16 protein-coding genes and 1 pseudogene are annotated in these 17,401 nt (G+C 72.2%); 6 read left to right on the top strand and 11 right to left on the bottom strand.

Annotated elements, in window-relative coordinates:
• Positions 1–2: 2 nt before the first annotated feature.
• Positions 3–878 carry a shikimate dehydrogenase gene (locus ACZ7EG_RS17880; RefSeq protein WP_471079071.1) on the bottom strand — a complete coding sequence of 292 codons (876 nt, stop codon included), beginning with the start codon at positions 876–878 and terminating at the stop codon, positions 3–5.
• Positions 879–1,020: 142 nt separating this feature from the next.
• On the opposite strand from ACZ7EG_RS17880, the gene ACZ7EG_RS17875 reads away from it, so the two are divergent.
• The 3 genes from ACZ7EG_RS17875 (at position 1,021) to ACZ7EG_RS17865 (ending at position 4,657) form a co-directional block, all read left to right on the top strand.
• Complete coding sequence (locus tag ACZ7EG_RS17875; protein ID WP_471079068.1) at positions 1,021–1,686, top strand: TetR family transcriptional regulator; 666 nt, start codon at positions 1,021–1,023, stop codon at positions 1,684–1,686.
• 164 nt (positions 1,687–1,850) lie between these two features.
• Entirely contained in the window at positions 1,851–3,209 is a 1,359-nt protein-coding gene (locus tag ACZ7EG_RS17870) for an MFS transporter (protein WP_471079065.1), read from the top strand.
• Positions 3,210–3,424: 215 nt separating this feature from the next.
• Positions 3,425–4,657 carry a serine hydrolase domain-containing protein gene (locus tag ACZ7EG_RS17865; protein WP_471079062.1) on the top strand — a complete coding sequence of 411 codons (1,233 nt, stop codon included), beginning with the start codon at positions 3,425–3,427 and terminating at the stop codon, positions 4,655–4,657.
• Between the two features lie 183 nt (positions 4,658–4,840).
• Here the strand turns inward: ACZ7EG_RS17865 and ACZ7EG_RS17860 are convergent, their stop codons facing one another.
• The 3 genes from ACZ7EG_RS17860 to ribA form a co-directional block, all read right to left on the bottom strand.
• Entirely contained in the window at positions 4,841–5,998 is a 1,158-nt protein-coding gene (locus ACZ7EG_RS17860; protein ID WP_471079059.1) for a saccharopine dehydrogenase family protein, read from the bottom strand.
• Positions 5,988–7,049, bottom strand: a complete 1,062-nt coding sequence (locus ACZ7EG_RS17855) for a saccharopine dehydrogenase (protein WP_471079056.1) — start codon at positions 7,047–7,049, stop codon at positions 5,988–5,990. Before ACZ7EG_RS17855 ends, ACZ7EG_RS17860 begins: the two co-directional genes overlap by 11 nt.
• Before the next feature lie 144 nt (positions 7,050–7,193).
• A complete protein-coding gene (ribA, locus tag ACZ7EG_RS17850; protein ID WP_402699547.1) occupies positions 7,194–7,853 on the bottom strand; it encodes a GTP cyclohydrolase II in 660 nt (219 codons plus the stop codon).
• A gap of 41 nt (positions 7,854–7,894) precedes the next feature.
• Between ribA and ACZ7EG_RS17845 the strand changes: the two genes are divergently transcribed.
• Positions 7,895–8,623 (top strand): creatininase family protein, encoded by a 729-nt coding sequence (locus tag ACZ7EG_RS17845; protein WP_471079052.1) that lies wholly within the window; start codon positions 7,895–7,897, stop codon positions 8,621–8,623.
• A 146-nt stretch (positions 8,624–8,769) separates the two neighbouring features.
• Here the strand turns inward: ACZ7EG_RS17845 and ACZ7EG_RS17840 are convergent.
• From ACZ7EG_RS17840 to ACZ7EG_RS17820, 5 genes and pseudogenes are all read right to left on the bottom strand, one after another.
• A pseudogene (locus tag ACZ7EG_RS17840) lies at positions 8,770–9,912 on the bottom strand (lysylphosphatidylglycerol synthase transmembrane domain-containing protein); the annotation flags it as partial.
• A gap of 209 nt (positions 9,913–10,121) precedes the next feature.
• Positions 10,122–11,246 carry a class I SAM-dependent methyltransferase gene (locus tag ACZ7EG_RS17835; RefSeq protein ID WP_471079049.1) on the bottom strand — a complete coding sequence of 375 codons (1,125 nt, stop codon included), beginning with the start codon at positions 11,244–11,246 and terminating at the stop codon, positions 10,122–10,124.
• On the bottom strand, positions 11,243–12,448 hold the full coding sequence (locus ACZ7EG_RS17830; protein ID WP_471079046.1) for a glycosyltransferase family 4 protein: 1,206 nt from the start codon (positions 12,446–12,448) through the stop codon (positions 11,243–11,245). The genes ACZ7EG_RS17835 and ACZ7EG_RS17830 overlap by 4 nt, the downstream gene beginning before the upstream one ends.
• Complete coding sequence (locus ACZ7EG_RS17825) at positions 12,445–12,843, bottom strand: 6-pyruvoyl trahydropterin synthase family protein (RefSeq protein WP_030843501.1); 399 nt, start codon at positions 12,841–12,843, stop codon at positions 12,445–12,447. The genes ACZ7EG_RS17830 and ACZ7EG_RS17825 overlap by 4 nt, the downstream gene beginning before the upstream one ends.
• 171 nt (positions 12,844–13,014) lie before the next feature.
• Entirely contained in the window at positions 13,015–13,995 is a 981-nt protein-coding gene (locus tag ACZ7EG_RS17820) for a zinc-dependent alcohol dehydrogenase (protein WP_471079043.1), read from the bottom strand.
• 108 nt (positions 13,996–14,103) lie between these two features.
• Between ACZ7EG_RS17820 and ACZ7EG_RS17815 the strand changes: the two genes are divergently transcribed.
• Positions 14,104–14,865: a CDP-alcohol phosphatidyltransferase family protein gene (locus ACZ7EG_RS17815; RefSeq protein ID WP_471080367.1), complete on the top strand. Its 762-nt coding sequence runs from the start codon at positions 14,104–14,106 to the stop codon at positions 14,863–14,865.
• A 20-nt stretch (positions 14,866–14,885) separates the two neighbouring features.
• Here the strand turns inward: ACZ7EG_RS17815 and ACZ7EG_RS17810 are convergent, their stop codons facing one another.
• Positions 14,886–15,266, bottom strand: a complete 381-nt coding sequence (locus ACZ7EG_RS17810; RefSeq protein WP_355806855.1) for a winged helix-turn-helix transcriptional regulator — start codon at positions 15,264–15,266, stop codon at positions 14,886–14,888.
• Between the two features lie 129 nt (positions 15,267–15,395).
• On the opposite strand from ACZ7EG_RS17810, the gene ACZ7EG_RS17805 reads away from it, so the two are divergent.
• A complete protein-coding gene (locus tag ACZ7EG_RS17805; protein ID WP_471079040.1) occupies positions 15,396–15,797 on the top strand; it encodes a Rid family hydrolase in 402 nt (133 codons plus the stop codon).
• A gap of 9 nt (positions 15,798–15,806) precedes the next feature.
• Here the strand turns inward: ACZ7EG_RS17805 and ACZ7EG_RS17800 are convergent, their stop codons facing one another.
• Complete coding sequence (locus ACZ7EG_RS17800) at positions 15,807–17,336, bottom strand: ABC transporter substrate-binding protein (RefSeq protein ID WP_471079037.1); 1,530 nt, start codon at positions 17,334–17,336, stop codon at positions 15,807–15,809.
• Positions 17,337–17,401: the final 65 nt, after the last annotated feature.

Below are 17,401 nucleotides of genomic sequence, written 5' to 3'. Positions count from 1 at the left end.
CTCTAGTTCGAAGCCCCTACGGCCCCGGCCAGTTCGGTCAGGTCGGCCAGCATCCGCGCGGCACCCGGTTCCCGGCCGGTGAACAGGCGGAACGCGTCGGCGGCCTGGAAGGCGGCCATGCCTCCGCCGTCGAGGGTGGCGCAGCCCAGTGCGCGGGCGGTGCGCAGCAGCTCGGTGACCAGCGGGCGGTACACCACCTCGGCCACCCACAGCCCGCAGTGGAGCAGCTCGGCCGGCAGGGGCAGTCCGGGGTGGGCGGCCATGCCGGTGGGGGTGGCGTGGACGATGCCGTCGGCGTGCGCGAGCACTTCGGCCTGCCGGTCGGTCGAGGCGGCGGCCGCACGGCCCTGTCCGAAGGTGCGGTTCAGGGAACCGGCCAGCGCCGCCGCCCGCTCGGGCAGGGCGTCGACGACGGTGATCCGCCCGGCGCCGAGGGTGAGCATGGCGTGGGCGACGGCCGCCCCCGCACCGCCGGCGCCCAGCTGCACTACCTGCTCCAGCGGCGCGTCGGGCAGGCCGCGCGCGAACGACGCCGCGAAGCCGGTGACATCCGTGTTGTGGCCGACCGCGCGGCCGTCCTCGAAGACGACGGTGTTGACCGCGCCCAGCGCCTCGGCCTGCGGGGCGAGCGCATCCAGGTGCTCGATGACGAGCTGCTTGCAGGGATGCGTGATGTTGAGTCCGTCGAAGCCCAGGTCCCGGGCCGCCCGCAGCAGGTCGCCGACCGCCTCGGGCGGAACGCCGAGGGTGTCGATGTCGATCAGCCGGTACACCAGGCGCAGGCCCTGCCGGTCGGCCTCCCGCTCGTGCAGGGCCGGGCTGAGCGACGGGCCGATGCCGGAACCGATCAGTCCGACGAGATACGACTCCATGGGCACACGCGCCTCCCGGGCGGCTCACTAATGTACGAACTAGTACGTTAGCTATATCAGCCGAGCACGGACTCGGGAAGTCCCCACGGGCGCACGGGCCCCTGCTTCTACAATCACCGGCACCGGCCCCCGAGCCCGAAGGAACCCGATGACCAGCGTCGAAGAACCGGCACGACCCGGCGAGCGCATCCGCGACGCCGTACGCACCCGGGCCGAGATCCTCGACGTCGCCACCCAGGAGTTCGCCCGGGCCGGCTACGACGGGGCCCGGGTCGACGAGATCGCCGCCCGCACCCGCACCACGAAGCGGATGATCTACTACTACTTCGGCGGCAAGGAGCAGCTGTTCACGGCCGTGCTGGAGCGCGCGTACGGCGTGATCCGGGAGGCCGAGCAGCAGCTCGACGTCGACCATCTGGACCCGGTCGCGGCCATCCGGCGCCTGGCCGAGCTGACCTTCGACCACCACGAGCAGCACCCCGACTTCATCCGCCTGGTCAGCATCGAGAACATCCACGAGGCGCAGCACATCGCCGCCTCCGAGATGCTCGGGACGATCGGCTCCCCCGCCCTGGACGTGATCCGCCGGATCCTGGCGTCGGGCCAGGAGTCGGGCCTGTTCACGGCCGACGTCGACGCCGTCGACCTGCACGCGATGATCTCCTCCTTCTGCTTCTTCCGGGTCGCCAACCGGCACACCTTCGGCGCCCTGTTCGGCCGCGACCTGCTCGACGGGGCGCAGCGCGCGCACTACCGCGCCATGCTGGGCGACATGGTGATCGCGTATCTGACGGCGGAGCGCTCGGCGGACTGAACAGCCCGCGCACCACCCCTTGACACCGGCGGCACGCGGGCGCAGCATCTCTGGCCATCCCCTACTAACTACCCAGTGGGTTAATTAGCCGCGATCCGGCACGTCCCCTCTGCTCGTCCGTCGCCCCGCTCCGCTTTAGTGTGGAGCCCCCCGAAGGAGCCGCCGTGTCCGTCCCCGCCATGCCCTCAGGGTCCGCCGCCCCGCCCGGTCAGCCCCGGAAGGCCGCCACCGCCGCCTGGATCGGCAGCGCCCTGGAGTACTACGACTTCTTCATCTACGGCAGCGCAGCAGCGCTGATCTTCCCCGAGGTGTTCTTCGACGAGTCCGACCCGGCGACCGCGACCCTGCTGTCGCTGGCCACGTTCGGCGTCGCGTACGCCGCCCGCCCGGTGGGCGCGCTGGTGCTCGGGCACTTCGGTGACAAGCTCGGCCGTAAGAAGATCATGGTCTTCACGCTGATGCTGATGGGCCTGTCGACGTTTCTCATCGGCTGCCTGCCGACCCGGGACCAGGTCGGCGGTCTCGCCCCGGTCCTGCTGGTGCTGTGCCGGGTGCTCCAGGGCATCTCGGCGGCGGGCGAACAGGCCAGCGCCAACTCCATGACGCTGGAACACGCGCCACCGGGCCGGCGCGGCTTCTTCACCAGCTTCACCCTCAGCGGCACACAGGGCGGCCAGCTGCTGGCCACGCTGGTCTTCATCCCGGTCGCCGCGCTGCCCGAGGACCAGTTGCTGTCATGGGGCTGGCGGCTGCCGTTCTGGCTGAGCGTCGGGGTCGCCGTCGCCGGTTACGTCATCCGCCGCAAACTGGACGAGACGCCGGCCTTCGCCCAGCAGGCCGCCGAGGAGGGTGTGGTCAAGCTGCCCCTGGTGATCCTGCTCCGCGAACACTGGGCGGATGTACTGCGGGTGATCGCGGGCGCGCTGATCGCCTCGGTCAGCACGATCTTCACGGTGTGGGCGCTGGCGTACGCCACGAGCGACGCGGTCGGCATGTCGCGTACGGCCATGCTGTGGGTGGGCGCCCTGGCCAATGTCGTCGCGCTCGCCGCGATCCCGCTGTGGGCGACGCTGTCCGACCGGATCGGGCGCCGCCCGGTGTTCCTGATCGGCGCGGCCGGCAGCGCGGTGACGATGTTCCTGTACCTGTGGGCGGTCTCCACGGGCTCCTACCCGCTGACGTTCCTCACGGGCATCGTCTGCTTCGGGGTGGTCTACAGCGCCGCGAACGGCGTGTGGCCCGCCTTCTACGGCGAGATGTTCGCGACCCGGGTCCGGCTGTCCGGCGTGGCCATCGGCACGCAGATCGGTTTCGCGGCGGCCGGGTTCGCGGTGACGTTCGCGGCGCAGATCGCGGGGCCGGGGGGTGACGACTGGTCGGCGGTCGCGCTGTTCACGGCGGCGCTGTGCGTGCCGCCGGTGATCGCCGCGGTGTCGGCGCGGGAGACCCACCGGGTTCCCACTCAGTCCCTGGGGGAACGGGCCGGGCTCGGAGCTGCGCGGCCGGAGAAGGTGACGGCCTGACGCCACCGTCCCCGTCGGCTGTTTTCGAGGCCCGGTGGGTGGTCCTCGGGTGCGTGGGGGCTCGCGCAGTCCCCACGCCCCTGAGGGCACTGCCCCGGGCCTCGCTCACCTGTTCCTGCGCGATCATGAACCGTTCCTGCACCCTGATGGGGTCTGAGGCGGTCCGGGCGGGGTATGCCGGATCTCATCTCGACCAGCGCGACGGGAGACGAGCCATGGCACAGCTGCGACAAGAGGTCGATCCGGGTGAGGCCGGGCTGGATCCGCAGGTGCTGGGTCGCCTGGACCGGAACTTCGCCCGGCTGGTCGACGAGGGGCGTCTGCCGGGCTTCCTCGTGTCCGTCGCCCGGGCCGGACGCGTCGCCCACCTCACGACACACGGCCTGCGCGACATCGCGGCCGGGTTGCCGGTCGAGCCCGACACGCTGTGGCGGGTGTACTCCATGACGAAGCCGGTCACCGCGGTCGCCGCGCTGCTGCTGGTGGAGGAGGGCCGGCTGTCGCTCGACGACCCGGTCGCCGACCACCTGCCCGCATTCGCCGAGCCGCGGGTCTACGTCGGCGGCACAGGGGCGGACGTCCAGACCCGCCCGGCCGACGGCCCGATGCTCGTCCGGCATCTGATGACCCACACCTCGGGTCTGACCTTCGGCTTCTATCACACCCACCCCGTCGACGCCCTGTACCGCGAGGCCGGCCTGGAGTCGTCGGTGCCGCCGGGCGCGGATCTGGCCGAGACCATCGAGGTGTACGCGAGTCTGCCGCTGCAGTTCGAGCCGGGCACCGAGTGGAACTACTCGGTGGCCAGCAACGTCCTGGGCCGGATCATCGAGGTCGTGTCCGGGCAGCCGCTCGACGTGTTCTGCGCGGAGCGGATCTTCGGGCCGCTCGGTATGACGGACGCGGGCTTCCACGTCACGGACGCACAGGCTCCCCGGCTCTCGGAGATGTACGGGGAGAAGGACGGCGGCGGCATCGAGCCGATCGCGGGGCTTCCGCTGCGCGGCAGGCCGCGGTTCCTGTCGGGCAGCGGCGGCATGGTGTGCTCGGCCCACGACTACCACCGTTTCATGGAACTGCTGCGCCGCCGGGGCGAGCTCGACGGCGTGCGGCTGCTCGCCCCGCGGACCGTGGAGCTGATGACCCGCAACCACCTGCCCGGCGGCGCGGACCTGCGGGCCTTCGGCAGCCGCCCCGCCCACGACGAGCCCGGCAACGAGGGGCTCGGCTTCGGCCTCAACTGCTCCGTGGTGATCGACCCGTCCCGCACCCTGGTCCCGTCCGGGCTCGGCGCCTTCGGCTGGAGCGGCGTGGCCACGACGACGTTCTGGGTCGATCCGGGCCGCGACCTGACGGTGCAGTTCATGACGCAGGTGCGGCCGAGGACCTCCCACACGGTCTTCAAGGACCTCAAGCGGCTCATACACGAGGCCCTGTCGGACCGTTGACCGCTACTGGTCGACGCGCAGGGTTAACCCCACTCCGTACCGGGCGAGTTCCTCAAGCGGCTCATCCACGAGGCCCTGTCGGACCGTTGACCGCTACTGGTCGACGCGCAGGGTTAACCCCACTCCGTACCGGGCGACCTCCTCAAGCGGCTCATCCACGAGTCCCTGTCGGACCGTTGACCGCTACTGATCGACGCGCAGGGTGAACTCCACTCCGTCCCGGTCGAGTTCACGCAGCCACTGCTCGGACCGGGCGGCCGTCTCCGCGGCGCGGTTCAGGCCGGGCGGCAGGGAGCCGTCCAGGACGTGGCGGACGCCGAGGGCGAGGGTCCGTGAGACGCAGCGGGCCATCGCGCTCTCCGCGGCGTCACCCACCAGGTCGAGGAGGTAACCGCCCTTCCACGACCGCCCCGACTCGGCGCGCACGTCCAGCGACACGGCCAGGACCACCCGGTCACGGTCGTCGTCCGTGGTGGGGTAGGCGGCGGCCAGCTCCCGGGCCAGGGCCGCGATCCGGGCGTCGTCACCGCTCTTCAGCTCCTCGAAGACGCCGTCCCAGGCGCGCAGCCAGCCCTCCAGACGCAGGGTGCCGCGTACGAACGTGTGCGGTGTCCAGGCGTCCGGCAGCCCGTACTGGGCGACGAACGGAACGCTGTCGCGGTTGGGGTAGACCTCGAAGGTCTCCCCGTCGACGACATGCCGCCGGGTCGCCTCCCAGGGCCGCTCGGCGACCGTCTCCGCACCGCTCTCGAGGTACCGGGCCGGGGAGCGCAGGGCGCCCAGGACACCCGCGGGGGCCCAGCTGAAGCGGTACGTGAAGTCGTTCGGGACGGCGGGGACACCGCCGCAGTAGGACGTGAAGGTGTACGAGGCGGGTGTCTCGTCGCCGATCGCCTCCCGGGCACGGGCGACCAGGGCGTGGGCGAACAGGTGGTCGATGCCCGGATCGAGCCCGGCCTCGGTGAGGACGACGAGTCCGGCCTTCTTGGCGGCGGGCACCTGCTCCAGCACCGCCTCCGACACATAGCTGGAGCACGCGAAGTGCGCCCCCCGCCGTACACACTCCGCGAGGAGCGGGGCGTGTTCCGGCGCGGGCAGCATCGACACGACGACGTCGCCCGGGGCGAGTTCGGCGGCGAGCGCGGACAGCGTGTACGCGCGTGGCTCGGCCCGGCCGGCGAGACCCAGCCTGCCGAGGGCGTCGGCGGCGCGGCTCTCGGTGCGGTGCCAGAGCCGGACCCGCTCGGCGGTGCCGCACAGCGCGGCGAGACCGCTGCCCGTGGACAGGCCGGCGCCGATCCAGTGGACGGTGCCGCTCGCCGGTGCCGGTTCAGTGGCCATGGGACTCCCCCTTGTCGAGGCCGTGGGCGCGGGACGCGTCACGGAACCGGTCCAGGCAGCGCCCCCAGGGCCCGGATACGCCGAAGTCGAGCAGGTGGGGCAGCAGGGCTGCCGAGAAGTCGGTGCTGGACTCCAGCGGCAGAAGGGAGGGCAGGTTGTCGATGGCGATGAGGTCGAGCGGGGGCTCGTCGCGCAGCCGGCGTACCGGCTCGTCCCACGAGGTGGTCTCGTCGTACACCGGCAGGACGTTGAGCGGGGAACCGACGTCGCAGGTCACGTCGCACAGCGTGCGCAGCCGGCGGTCCGGGGCGTCGAGGTCCTGTGCGCGCAGGAAGGGCGGGACGGGGGTGGTGGCGAGCACCGCGTTGACCATCACGTCGTGCCGCAGCAGGGCGGCGCGGTCGAGGTCGCGGGTCTCGGCGAGGTCCCAGCAGGTCGGGTCGGCGCCGGCGGTGGCGAAGGCAGCGCGGGCGCCGCGGCCGCTGCGGCCCAGGGCGCCGATGACGAGGCCGGCGAACCCGGCGTCGGCGGCGTCCGGCCTCAGTGTCTCGTCCAGGTCTTCCTTGGTGGTCGGGGTCAGCGGTGCCCGTAGCCGGCCCCGGTGCCTCAGCACGGCGAGGGCGGCGCCCAGATAACCGGCCCAGAACCCGAAGGCGGCCAGGCGCCGTCCGGTGTCGTCCACCAGGTACTCCAGGTCGAACAGCGCCCCGCCCCCGGCGGCGAACCGGCCCAGCAGGTCCGCCGCTCCCGGCTGGCCCTTGTAGGCGTGGCCGAAGAAGATGTGCCGGTGCGTCAGTCCGGCCGGGTCGTCGGGCAGTTCCTTCAGGCCGAGCACGACGGCGTCCCGCGGCGCCGTCGCCCAGGAGCCCGCGGGCGCGACCCGGCAGCCGGCCGCCTCGTACTCCTCGATCGGGAAGACCCGCTGCGGGGACTCCTCGACGGTCAGTTCCACTCCGTGCCCGACGAGCCTCCGGGCGTCGTCGGGCACGATCGGAGTGCGTCGCTCGGTCGTGCGGGCCTCGTGGCGCAGCCACAGATGGAGCTCGGTCATACCAGGTGGGCCTCCGGCGTGAGGCGTCGGCCGCTGAGGGCCGACGCTCAAGGTGCGGACGTCCACGAAGCGTACGCGGCCCGCCTAGGGGTCGCGCACGGATTCGCCCAGCTCACATCGGGGAACCCGAACCGGCCGAGGCGGTCAGGAGGAGCTGACCACCGCGTCCAGGTGGGGCAGGTGATGGTCGAGGCGCTCCCGCTTGGTGCGCAGATAGGTGATGTTGTTCTCGCACGGCGGTATGAGCAGCGGCACCTGCTCGGCGACCGTGATGCCGTGGTCCACCAGCGCCTCACGCTTGCGCGGGTTGTTCGACATCAGACGCACGGACCGCACGCCCAGATCGTCCAGGATCCGGGCGGCGACACCGTAGTCGCGGGCGTCCACGGGCAGGCCGAGGGCGAGGTTGGCCTCGACGGTGTCCAGACCCTCCGCCTGCAGGGCCATCGCACGCAGCTTGGCGAGCAGGCCGATGCCCCGGCCTTCATGCCCTCTGAGGTAGACCACGACACCGGCACCCTCCGCGACGACCGCGCGCAGGGCGGCGTCGAGCTGGTCACCGCACTCGCAGTGCTGGGAGCCGAAGGCGTCGCCGGTCAGGCACTCCGAGTGCAGCCGGATGAGGACGTCGTCCGGGCCGATCTCGCCGTAGACCAGCGCGACCTGTTCGTCACCGCGGTCGTGGTCCATGTAGCCGATCGCCTGGAATTTCCCGTACACGGTGGGCAAGGGGGCATTCACGACGCGTTCCACGCCGGTCCGCTGCGGTGCCTTCTTGCCGAGTACGCCAATGTTGTCTGTCATGATTCTCGAGTTCCTAAGCAGAGACGAAAGGCCGTGACGAAATGAGTGATCTGGTGCCGGCGGACACCACGGAAGACGTACGGACGCGAGGTGCCGGCGTCTCACGGCAGGTCGCGGTGCTTCCCGTGGGGAGCTTCGAACAGCACGGCGCGTATCTTCCGTTGGCGACCGACACGCTCGTCGCCTGTGCCGTCGCGCGCGAGATAGCCGGCGCGTATCCGGTGCACCTCCTTCCTCCGGTGACGATCTCGTGCTCGCACGAGCACGCGGCCTGGCCGGGGACCGTCAGCATCTCCTCGGTGACCCTTCATGCGGTGGTACGGGACATTGCGGCTTCGCTGCGCCGGTCCGGGGTCGACGCCCTGGTGGTGGTCAACGGGCACGGCGGCAACTACGTGCTGGGCAACGTGGTTCAGGAATCGTCCGCCCGCGGCGAGCGGATGGCGCTCTTCCCGGCCGCGGAGGACTGGGAGGCGGCGCGCGAGCGGGCTGGTGTGGTCACCTCGCTGCTCACCGACATGCACGCGGGGGAAATTGAGACCTCCATCCTTCTGCACGCTCATCCCGAAATGCTCCGACCCGGTTATGAGACCTCCGATTTCGTCGCTGACGACCGGCGTCATCTGCTCACCCTCGGCATGTCCGGCTATACCGATTCCGGTGTCATCGGCCGTCCTTCGCTGGGTTCGGCGGAAAAGGGGAAGGAACTCCTGGCGAGCCTGACGGATTCGTTCGGGGCGTATTTCTCGATGCTGACCTCCGACGCGTAGTCACCCTGGGAGGCCGGGGCCTCGGGAGTCGCCCGGTCCCCGGCCCGCAGGCCCGCGTACCAGCGGGCGACGAGCACGATCAGGCCGGGCAGGCTCGCCACGAGGCTGAGCACGCCGTAGACGACCGCGACGGCGAGCCCCCGGCCCGCGCCCAGGCCCGCGGCGCCGAACGCCCAGGCGGTGACGCCCTCCCTGGGCCCCCAGCCGCCGACGTTCAGCGGCAGACCCATCGCCAGCAGGGCGAGGACGGCGAGGGGCAGCAGGACCGCCACGGAGGCGGCGGTCCCGGCGACCCGGGCGGCGAGTACGAACATCGCGACGTAACCTGCCAGCACGACCACGGAGGAGACAACCACTCCGGGCCCGTTCTGTCGCGACAGCAGCCCTTCGCGGGCCTCGGCGAGGAACGCGCGCAGCTTACGGCCGCGAGGCGAAGGCGCCGCGCGGTTCATGCGCAGGGCGAGGACGACGGCGAGTGCACCCAAGGCGGTCAGGACCGCGAGCGGGGCGACGTGCCGGGCCTGGTCCAGCACCGGGGAGGGCATGGTCAGCAGGACGACGGCCCCGGCGGCGAACAACGCGAGCTGCCCGGCGGTCCGTTCGAGGACGACGGCCTTCACGCCCCGCCGCAGGTCCCCCTCGCTCTGCCCGTGCCGCACGGCCCGGTGCACGTCGCCGAGGACGCCTCCGGGCAGGGCCGCGTTCAGGAACAGCGCGCGGTAGTAGTCGGCGACGGCCGGCCCGAACGGCAGCCGGATCCTGAGCCCCCGGGCCACGATCGCCCACCGCCACGCGCTGCACACGGTGGTGACGAGCCCGATGCCGAGCGCGAGCAGCAGCGACACCCCGTCGATCCGCCGCAGTCCGTCCAGGAAGACACCGGTACCGAGGCGCCAGAACAGCACGCCCAGGATGGCGATCCCGGCGAGGGTGCCGAGGTGTGTGCGGACCTTCGGGGAGCCGAGGCGGGCCAGGGCCGTACGGACCGGGCCGGGCGCCGGCGTGCCGGTGCCGTCCCGATGCGTGCCGTCCAGACCGTCGCCGTCCAGGCCACTGGTGCCCTCCAGGCCGGCGCCGTCCAGGGCCGTGCCGTCCAGGCCACTGGTGCCCTCCAGGCCGGCGCCGCCCAGGGCCACGCCGTCCAGGCCACTGGCGCCCTTCAGGCCGGCGCCGTCCAAGGCCGTGCCGTCCAGGCCACTGGCGCCCTCCAGGCCGGCCCCGCCCAGGGCCACGCCGTCCAGGCCACGGGTGGCGCCCGGAACGGCGATGTCCGTGTTACGACGGTTCATCGGAGTTTCGGTCGTCCGGGTGGAGCCGGACGGGGCCGAGGCGGCGGGCTCGCTCCTGTCACCCACGACCGGGCGCGGCACGGCCGTGTCCGCCCGGGCCGTGTCCGCCGGGCCGAAGGGCGCGGGCACACGGGTGCCGCCGGCGGTCGCGGGCAACGCGGGCTGCTCGGTGAGCGGGGTGCGCGGGCGCGTTCCCGTCGCCTGCGGGCTCATGACGCTCCGCCCACCGGGCGGGACAGGGCGAGGAGGTCGACGTGGTGGACGGTGACGCGCAACTCGCCCGCCGCGCAGGCGGCCAGCCTGTTGGTCAGATAGACGTCGGCCTCGGCCCGCAGTTCGGGGCGCTCCTCGACGGCGGCGCCGACCCAGCCGCGCAGCCACTGTTCGGTGAGCGCGGCCTGGTCGGGGCCGAGCCGCCAGGCGCTCGGGTGCAGCCGTACCGTCGCGCCGTGCTCGGAGAACGCTTCCGCCGCAGCGGTGACCGCGTCGGGTCCGAGCAGGCCGTCGCGACGCTGGTGGTCGTTGAACGCCTGGGCGATCTCCGCGTCCAGCGGGTGGGACGGGGTCAGCTCCACGCGCCCGGCGACGGAGAGCGTCAGCAGGGCGGGGCAGCCGGCTCCGGCACATGCGGCGGCGAGCGTGTCGATCTCCTCGCGTGTGAGGACGTCCAGCAACGCGGACGCCGTCACCAAGGACGCGCCCTGCAGGGCGTCCGGGGTGAGGCGGGCGACGTCACCCCGGCGCGTCTCCACGGTGACCCGGCTGCCGTCGGCGGCCGAGCGCGGGGAGGAGACGGCGGCGAAGTGCAGCAGGTAGGGGTCGCGGTCGTGCAGGATCCAGTGCTGGGCGCCGTCCAGGCGGGGCGCGAGCCAGCGGCCCATCGAGCCGGTGCCGCAGCCCAGGTCGTGGATGACGACGCCCGACTTGCCCGGCAGGTTGGCGAGCCGGATCCGCAGCGGGTCGAGCAGGTCGTGCGCCCGTGCGGCGGCATCGGCCGGCTCCCGCAACTCCAGCCACTCGGGCGCGTACCGGGGCGGGTCGTCCGGGTTGGCCTCACGCAGTTTGACGGTCGGCCGCGAGCCGGGCCTGCCGCTGGGGCCGGCGCCGGGGATGACGGCGTCCGGGGCGTGCCCCGGGACGAACTCCACGCTGGAGCCCAGGTCCGGGGTTCCCGCGGTCCCGCCGGGAACCGCGCCCGCGAGGCCCGTGGCGGCCTGCGCCGGACCGGGCTTCCCGCCCGGAAGTATGCCGTCCGTCACGCCCGTTGCCTCCCTCGGCCCGGGCTGTGCCGGGATCGCCCCGCTCTGCTGGGTCGTCGTCACCGGGTTCGTCATGCGGCCCTCCGGGGTTCGGTCGGGAGCCGGCGCAGTACCGCCGCCAGGCTCTGTGCGGTCGTCGCCCAGCCGTCGAGGGCGGCACGGCGGCTGCGGGCGGCGGCCTTCAGGCGGCGTCGTACGTCCGCCTCGCCGAACCAGCCGCGCAGTTCGGCGGCGATGGCGGCGGGGTTCTCCGGCGGGACGAGGATGCCCGGCACCCCGCCGTCGGGGGCGCGGCCGACCGCCTCCGGCAGCCCGCCGACGTCCGTGGCCAGCACCGGGATGCCCCGGGCCAGCGCCTCGGTCACCGCCATGCCGTACGTCTCGGCGTAGGAGGTGAGGACCATCAGGTCGGCCGTGGCGTAACTCGCGTCGAGCGCGGGGCCGGACTTCGGCCCGGCCAGCTCCAGCCGGTCCTCGAGGCCGTGCTTCCTGATGAGGGACCGCAGGTGGTCGACGTACTCCGGTTCCTGGGTCAGGGAGCCGACGCACACGCAGCTCCACGGCAGGTCGCTCACCGCGGCCAGCGCCTCCACCAGCCGGTGCTGGCCCTTGCGCGGGGTCACGGCGGCCACGCACAGCAGGCGCGACACCCCGTCGGTGCCGGGCGCGAGCGGCGCGATGTCGGCGCCGGGGGCGGCGACGTGCACCCGCTCGGGCGGAAGGCCGTGGTGGGAGACCAGGCGGCGGACCGCCCAGTCACTGGTGGCGATCACCGCGGGTACCGCCCGCAGCACCGTCCGCTCCTTGGCGTCCAGTTCGGCGGCGACCGCCGCGTCCAGGCCCGTCTCGTCGCCGAGCGGGAGGTGGACGAGGACGGCCATGCGCAGGCGTTCCGCCTCGGGGACCACGATCTCCGGCACACCGCAGGCCACCAGCCCGTCGAGGAGCACGACGGATCCGTCGGGCAACGCGGCCAGGGCTCGGGCCAGGTCCGTTCGGGCGCCGGCTCCCGGCCGGGGCCAGTCACCGGCCACGGCGTGCTTGGTCACCTGCCAGCCGAAGCCGGGCAGGTCCAGGCACACGCGCCGGTCGTAGGCGTTGCCGCCGCTGGGGGCCGTCGGGTCGTCGATGCCGCCCGGCAGTACGAAGTGCACGGTGCGCAGGGACATGGGGATGATCTCGGCGTTCTTCAGGGAGGCGTGCTGCACGGGAACATAATTCAGCCGTGCCGGTGCCGGACCCATGTGCTCGGGCCGTTCGACGGTCGTGTCGGTCACAGCGCACGCTCGTAACTCGCCCAGGCGATGTGCGATTCGTGCAGGGTGACGGTCAGGCCCGCGATGCCCTTGGCGCCCTCGCCCAGCGCCCCCTTGTGGATGCGCTCGGCGAGCCGGTCGGCGATGACCTTGGCGAGGAACTCCGTGGAGGTGTTGACTCCGGCGAAGTCGGGCTCGTTGTCGAGGTTGCGGTAGTTCAGCTCGCTGACGACCGCGCCGAGTTCCTGGGTGGCCAGCCCGATGTCGACGACGATGTTGTCCTCGTCCAGCTGTTCGCGCCGGAACGTGGCGTCCACGAGGAACGTGGCCCCGTGCAGGCGCTGCGCGGGTCCGAAGACGTCGCCACGGAAGCTGTGGGCGATCATGATGTGATCGCGGACGGTGATGCTGAACAACGGACGACCCTCCAGGTGCGGCGCGTCTGTTCCCCGCTCTCGGTGCCGGGGATGCCGAGTAGTACGGCCCGTTGCCTTCCCCTGTTCAGCCAGTCGTACGTCTTTTCTCAAGGTCAGGCGCTCTTGTCGTGGCCAACTCGTACCGGATGGAACGAATCGTCAGCCGATGCGTCAATCGCTCTCGTCGTAACGGACGCGGTGGCACAGTGCGGGAACCTCGCCGGAGACGAGCCGGGGCAGTACGTCCGGCAGGTCCCCGAAGGGGGACTCGCCGGTGATCAGGGCGTCGAGCGCGGGGTCGGCGAGCAGGTCGAGGGCGACGGCGAGCCGGTCGGCGTAGGTGCGGTTCGGGCGGGCCGGGGAGACGGTGCCGACCTGGCTGCTGCGGATGACGAGCCGGCGGGAGTGGAAGGCCTCACCGAGCGGAAGGCTGACCTGCCGGTCGCCGTACCAGCTGAGTTCGAGGACGGTTCCCTCGGCGGTGAGGAGTTCCAGGGACCTGGCGAGGCCCGCCTCCGTGGCGCTGGCGTGCACGACCAGGTCGCATTCTCCGTCGGCGTCCTCGGGGGTGGCGAAGCCGACGCCGAGTGCCTCGGCGATCTTCGCGCGGGACGGGTCGGCGTCGACGAGCTGGACACGCACCCCGGGGAACCGGGCGAGGAGGGCTGCCACCGAGCAGCCGACCATGCCGCCGCCGACCACGGCGATCCGGTCGCCGATCAGGGGGGCGGCGTCCCACAGCGCGTTGACGGCGGTCTCCACGGTCCCGGCGAGCACGGCCCGTTCGGCGGGCACGGTGTCCGGTACGGGCGTGACCGCGGCGGCCGGGACGACATAACGCGTCTGGTGCGGGTAGAGGCAGAACACCGTGCGGCCGGTGAGCTCTTGGGGCCCCTCCTCCACCACGCCGACGTTGAGGTAGCCGTACTTCACCGGGCCGGGGAAGTCGCCCTCCTGGAACGGCGCCCGCATGGCCGTGTGCTGGCTGACGGGCACGCCGCCGCGGAAGACGAGCGTCTCGGTGCCACGGCTCACGCCGGAGAACAGCGTGCGGACCAGCACCTCGCCCTCGCCGGGCGCCGGCAGGGCGATGTCCCGGATGCCGCCTCGCCCAGGCGAGTCGATCCAGAACGCGCGTCCGGTGTGCTTCATCGAAGTCCTCCTGAACGATCGGCAAGCTGCTTGCGTACCGAGGGGTGCACAGGCCGCGCACAACGTAGCGGCGTTGATCGACTCTGTCACATGGCCGGAGGACGTTCGGTGGCCCTGAACAACACTTACGACGCGAGGCTCGTACAGCAGGAGACCGCCCTGGGGGCGGGCGTGCAGGTCCTGCTGCTGGCCCTGATCGGCACGGCGATCGGGATGGGGCCGGCGGGCTGGCTGACGGGCCTCGCGTTCGCGATCGCCACCTGGGCGGTGCTCTCGCGGGCCCTGCACCGCTCGCGGCTGCGCTCGTTCGGCGCGGCCAACCGGGTCACCCTCGGCCGGGCCACTCTCGTCGGCGGCGTCACGGCCCTGGTCGCCGACTCGTTCCAGAGCTCACCGCCGGTGTCGCTGTTCGTCGGTCTGACGGCGGTGGCGCTGATCCTCGACGGCGTGGACGGCAAGGTCGCCCGCCGCACCGGTACCTCGACCCCGCTGGGCGCGCGCTTCGACATGGAGGTCGACGCCTTCCTGATCCTGGTGCTCAGCGTGTACGTGTCGATGCAACTGGGCCCGTGGGTCCTGCTGATCGGCGGCATGCGCTACGTCTTCGTCGCCGCGGCCAAGGTGTGGCCCTGGCTGACCGCCGCACTCCCGGCGAGCACCGCCCGCAAGACCGTCGCAGCGCTCCAGGGCGTCCTCCTGCTGCTGGCCGGCGCCGATCTCCTCCCCTACGCGGCCAACTTCGGCGTCGCAGCGCTGGCCCTGGGCCTGCTGGTCTGGTCGTTCGGGCGGGACGTGCTGTGGCTGTACCGGACCTCGCGGGCCGAGGAGCCGGCGGCCGCCCCTCAGGTGCGGGAACTGGTCGCGAGCTGACGCCCGGCCGGCTTCGCCGGTCAGGTGCCGAAGCGCCCTCGGGCCGCCTCGATGTGCGGGAGGTACCGGTGGGTCCAGCCGCAGATCGCGTCGACCGTGGCGCGCAGGGCGCGGCCCGGTTCGGTGAGCGTGTACTCGACCTTGGGCGGGACGGTGGGGTGCACCTTCCGGTCGACCAGGCCGTTGCGCTCCAGCATCCGCAGGTTCTGCGTGAGCATCTTGTGGCTGACGCCCTCGACCTCGTCGCGCAACTCGCTGAAGCGCAGGGTGCGTTCTCCGAGCGCCTCGATGATCAGCAGCGCCCACTTGTTGGCCACGTCGGAGAAGATCTCCCGGGCCAGGGAGTCCGCCCGCCGCAGATCCGCGTTCTCGGGCAGGTCTCTCAACTGCTTGGTCACCATCTGGTTCCCCAGTCACCGAAAAGTGCGTTCTTCCAGGTCGGCGGTCACTCTCCTACGGTTTCCGAGTAACCGCAAGAGAGCACTGGACCGTTGCCCTGCGGTCCGTGTCCGACGGAAGGAACGCGCACCATGACCACGCTCGACGTCTACGACCACGGCATAGCGGCCGAGGGCCACTTCGGCTATGCCCAGGCGATCAGGTCCGGTGACCTGGTCCACGTCTCCGGGCAGCTCTCGTTCGACGAGGCGGGCGCCTTCGACCCCGAGGAGGACGTCACCGCCCAGCTCGACCGGACCTACGTCAACCTCGACAAGGTCCTGGCCCACTACGGCGCCACCCGCAACCAGATCGTCTCCCAGACGCTGTACGCGGTGGACCTCGTGCGGAACGCCGAGGTGGTCGCGAAGCGCAACCGGGCGTACTTCGGCGCCCACCGTCCGGTCAGCACGGCCCTCGGCGTCACCGAACTGACCTTCCCCGGGCAGCTCGTCGAGATCAGCTGCGTGATCGACACGAAGCTGCCCGCCTGAACCGGCCCGTCAGCGACGCGTTCCGGTACCCACCAGGGTCCGCTCGTAGGGGTCGAGCAGCACGCCCCGGACCTTGGTGGAGACGCCGGCGACGATCTGCTGGTGGGCCAGTGGTACGACAGCGTCCGTGCCGAGGATCGTGGCCTCGGCGGCCATCGCGGCGTCCTGCCGCTCATCGGTGCCGTCGGTCTCGACGGCCCGGTCGACTGCCCGGTCGACCTTCTTGTCGCACAACCGGGCGAGGTTGTAGGCGCCGTCGCAGGTGTAGTCGCTGCCGAGGACGCCGACGGGGTCGCCGGTGTCCAGGAGGCTGTTGCGGGCGCCGATGAACGCGTCGAACTTCCCGGCGAGCGCGTCGCTCTCCAGCCGTGAGTACTCGCGCACCTCCAGCTTCACCGTGAAGCCGGCCTTCTGGAGCTGCTGTTGCACGACCTGGGCGACCTCGGGAAGTTCGGGCCGGTTGTCGTAGGTGGCGAGTGTGATCGGCCTGCCGTCGGGGCGGGCGGCCTTCGCGCGCCCGGCCGGTTTCACCCGCTTGCTCTCGGCCCAGGTGACGGCGGGTCCGAAGATACCGGCGCCCGGGTCGGCGTACCCCTCGAAGACGCCCTTGACGAGGGCTGAGGAGTCGATCGCCGTGCGGGCGGCGGCGCGCAGCTCCGGGTCCTTGAAGGGACCGGTCCGCGTGTTGAGCTGCAGGCTGGTCGTCCGGGTGGTGCCGGCTTCCTCGAGGGTGGACTTGTCGAGCGTGGTGGCCTGGGCGACGGGGATCGCCTCGGCTATGTCCACGTCGCCGGTGCGGACGGCGTTGGCGCGGGCGGTGCCGTCCTTGACGAAGCGCGCGTCGATGCCGGAGGCGTGGGCGAGGCCGCCCCAGTAGTCGTCGTAACGGTCGAGGGTGGCGGAGCCGCCGCCGTTGACCTCGGTGATCTCGAAGGGGCCGGTGGCGGTGCCGACCGGGGTGGGGTTGCCCTTCTTCTCGTACGCCTTCGGGGAGAGGATGGCCAGGCTGGGGCCTGCCAGGCGCATGGGCAGGACGGGGTCGGGCTCGGCGGTCGTGACGCGGACGCCGCTGTCGCCGTCGGGCTCGGCACCGAGGGTGACGCCGGCGAGGGCGGTGGGAGCGGGCTCGGCCTGAGTGGCGTGGGTGAGCGCGGCGGCCACGGCGGTGGGGGTGACGTCCGTGCCGTCCTGGAAGGTGGCCTCGCGCAGGGTGAAGCGCCAGGTGCGGTCGCTCTCCCGGCGCCAGGACTGGGCGAGCGCGGGGGCCGCGGCACCGTTGGCGTCCAGGGCGGTCAACCCCTCGGTGACGCCGAGCCGGCTGAGCAGCGTGGCGTCGGCTCCGTACGGCGAGAGGTTCTCGGCGGGCGGGAAGGCGAGGGCGACGCGCAGCCGCGACCCTGACGGCCCCGGCCCTCCGTCCGACAGCGACTGTCCGCCGGGAGAGACGAAGCAGCCGGCCAGTCCCGGGAGAAGGACGAGGAGGCCGAGGGGAGCGAGGAACCGGACCGCGCCTTTACTGCTGAAAATACGCACTTGCACATCCTATGCACCAAGGTGAATCCCGTTCGGCTCAAGCAATTTGACAAGGGCGACGATCGCTCCCT

Source organism: Streptomyces sp. NPDC037100 (genome assembly GCF_055606225.1).
The sequence above is the reverse complement of the archived record's forward strand: the minus strand, read 5'-3'. Positions and strand labels throughout refer to the sequence as shown.

Bases quoted from the DNA above. Each gene is read 5' to 3' on its own strand.
- ribA (WP_402699547.1), bottom strand. From the start codon at position 7,853: ATGACAGACAACATTGGCGTACTCGGCAAGAAGGCACCGCAGCGGACC.
- ACZ7EG_RS17805 (WP_471079040.1), top strand. From the start codon at position 15,396: ATGACCACGCTCGACGTCTACGACCACGGCATAGCGGCCGAGGGCCAC.
- ACZ7EG_RS17860 (WP_471079059.1), bottom strand. From the start codon at position 5,998: ATGGCCACTGAACCGGCACCGGCGAGCGGCACCGTCCACTGGATCGGC.
- ACZ7EG_RS17835 (WP_471079049.1), bottom strand. From the start codon at position 11,246: ATGACGAACCCGGTGACGACGACCCAGCAGAGCGGGGCGATCCCGGCA.
- ACZ7EG_RS17855 (WP_471079056.1), bottom strand. From the start codon at position 7,049: ATGACCGAGCTCCATCTGTGGCTGCGCCACGAGGCCCGCACGACCGAG.
- ACZ7EG_RS17810 (WP_355806855.1), bottom strand. From the start codon at position 15,266: ATGGTGACCAAGCAGTTGAGAGACCTGCCCGAGAACGCGGATCTGCGG.
- ACZ7EG_RS17875 (WP_471079068.1), top strand. From the start codon at position 1,021: ATGACCAGCGTCGAAGAACCGGCACGACCCGGCGAGCGCATCCGCGAC.
- ACZ7EG_RS17845 (WP_471079052.1), top strand. From the start codon at position 7,895: ATGAGTGATCTGGTGCCGGCGGACACCACGGAAGACGTACGGACGCGA.
- ACZ7EG_RS17865 (WP_471079062.1), top strand. From the start codon at position 3,425: ATGGCACAGCTGCGACAAGAGGTCGATCCGGGTGAGGCCGGGCTGGAT.
- ACZ7EG_RS17820 (WP_471079043.1), bottom strand. From the start codon at position 13,995: ATGAAGCACACCGGACGCGCGTTCTGGATCGACTCGCCTGGGCGAGGC.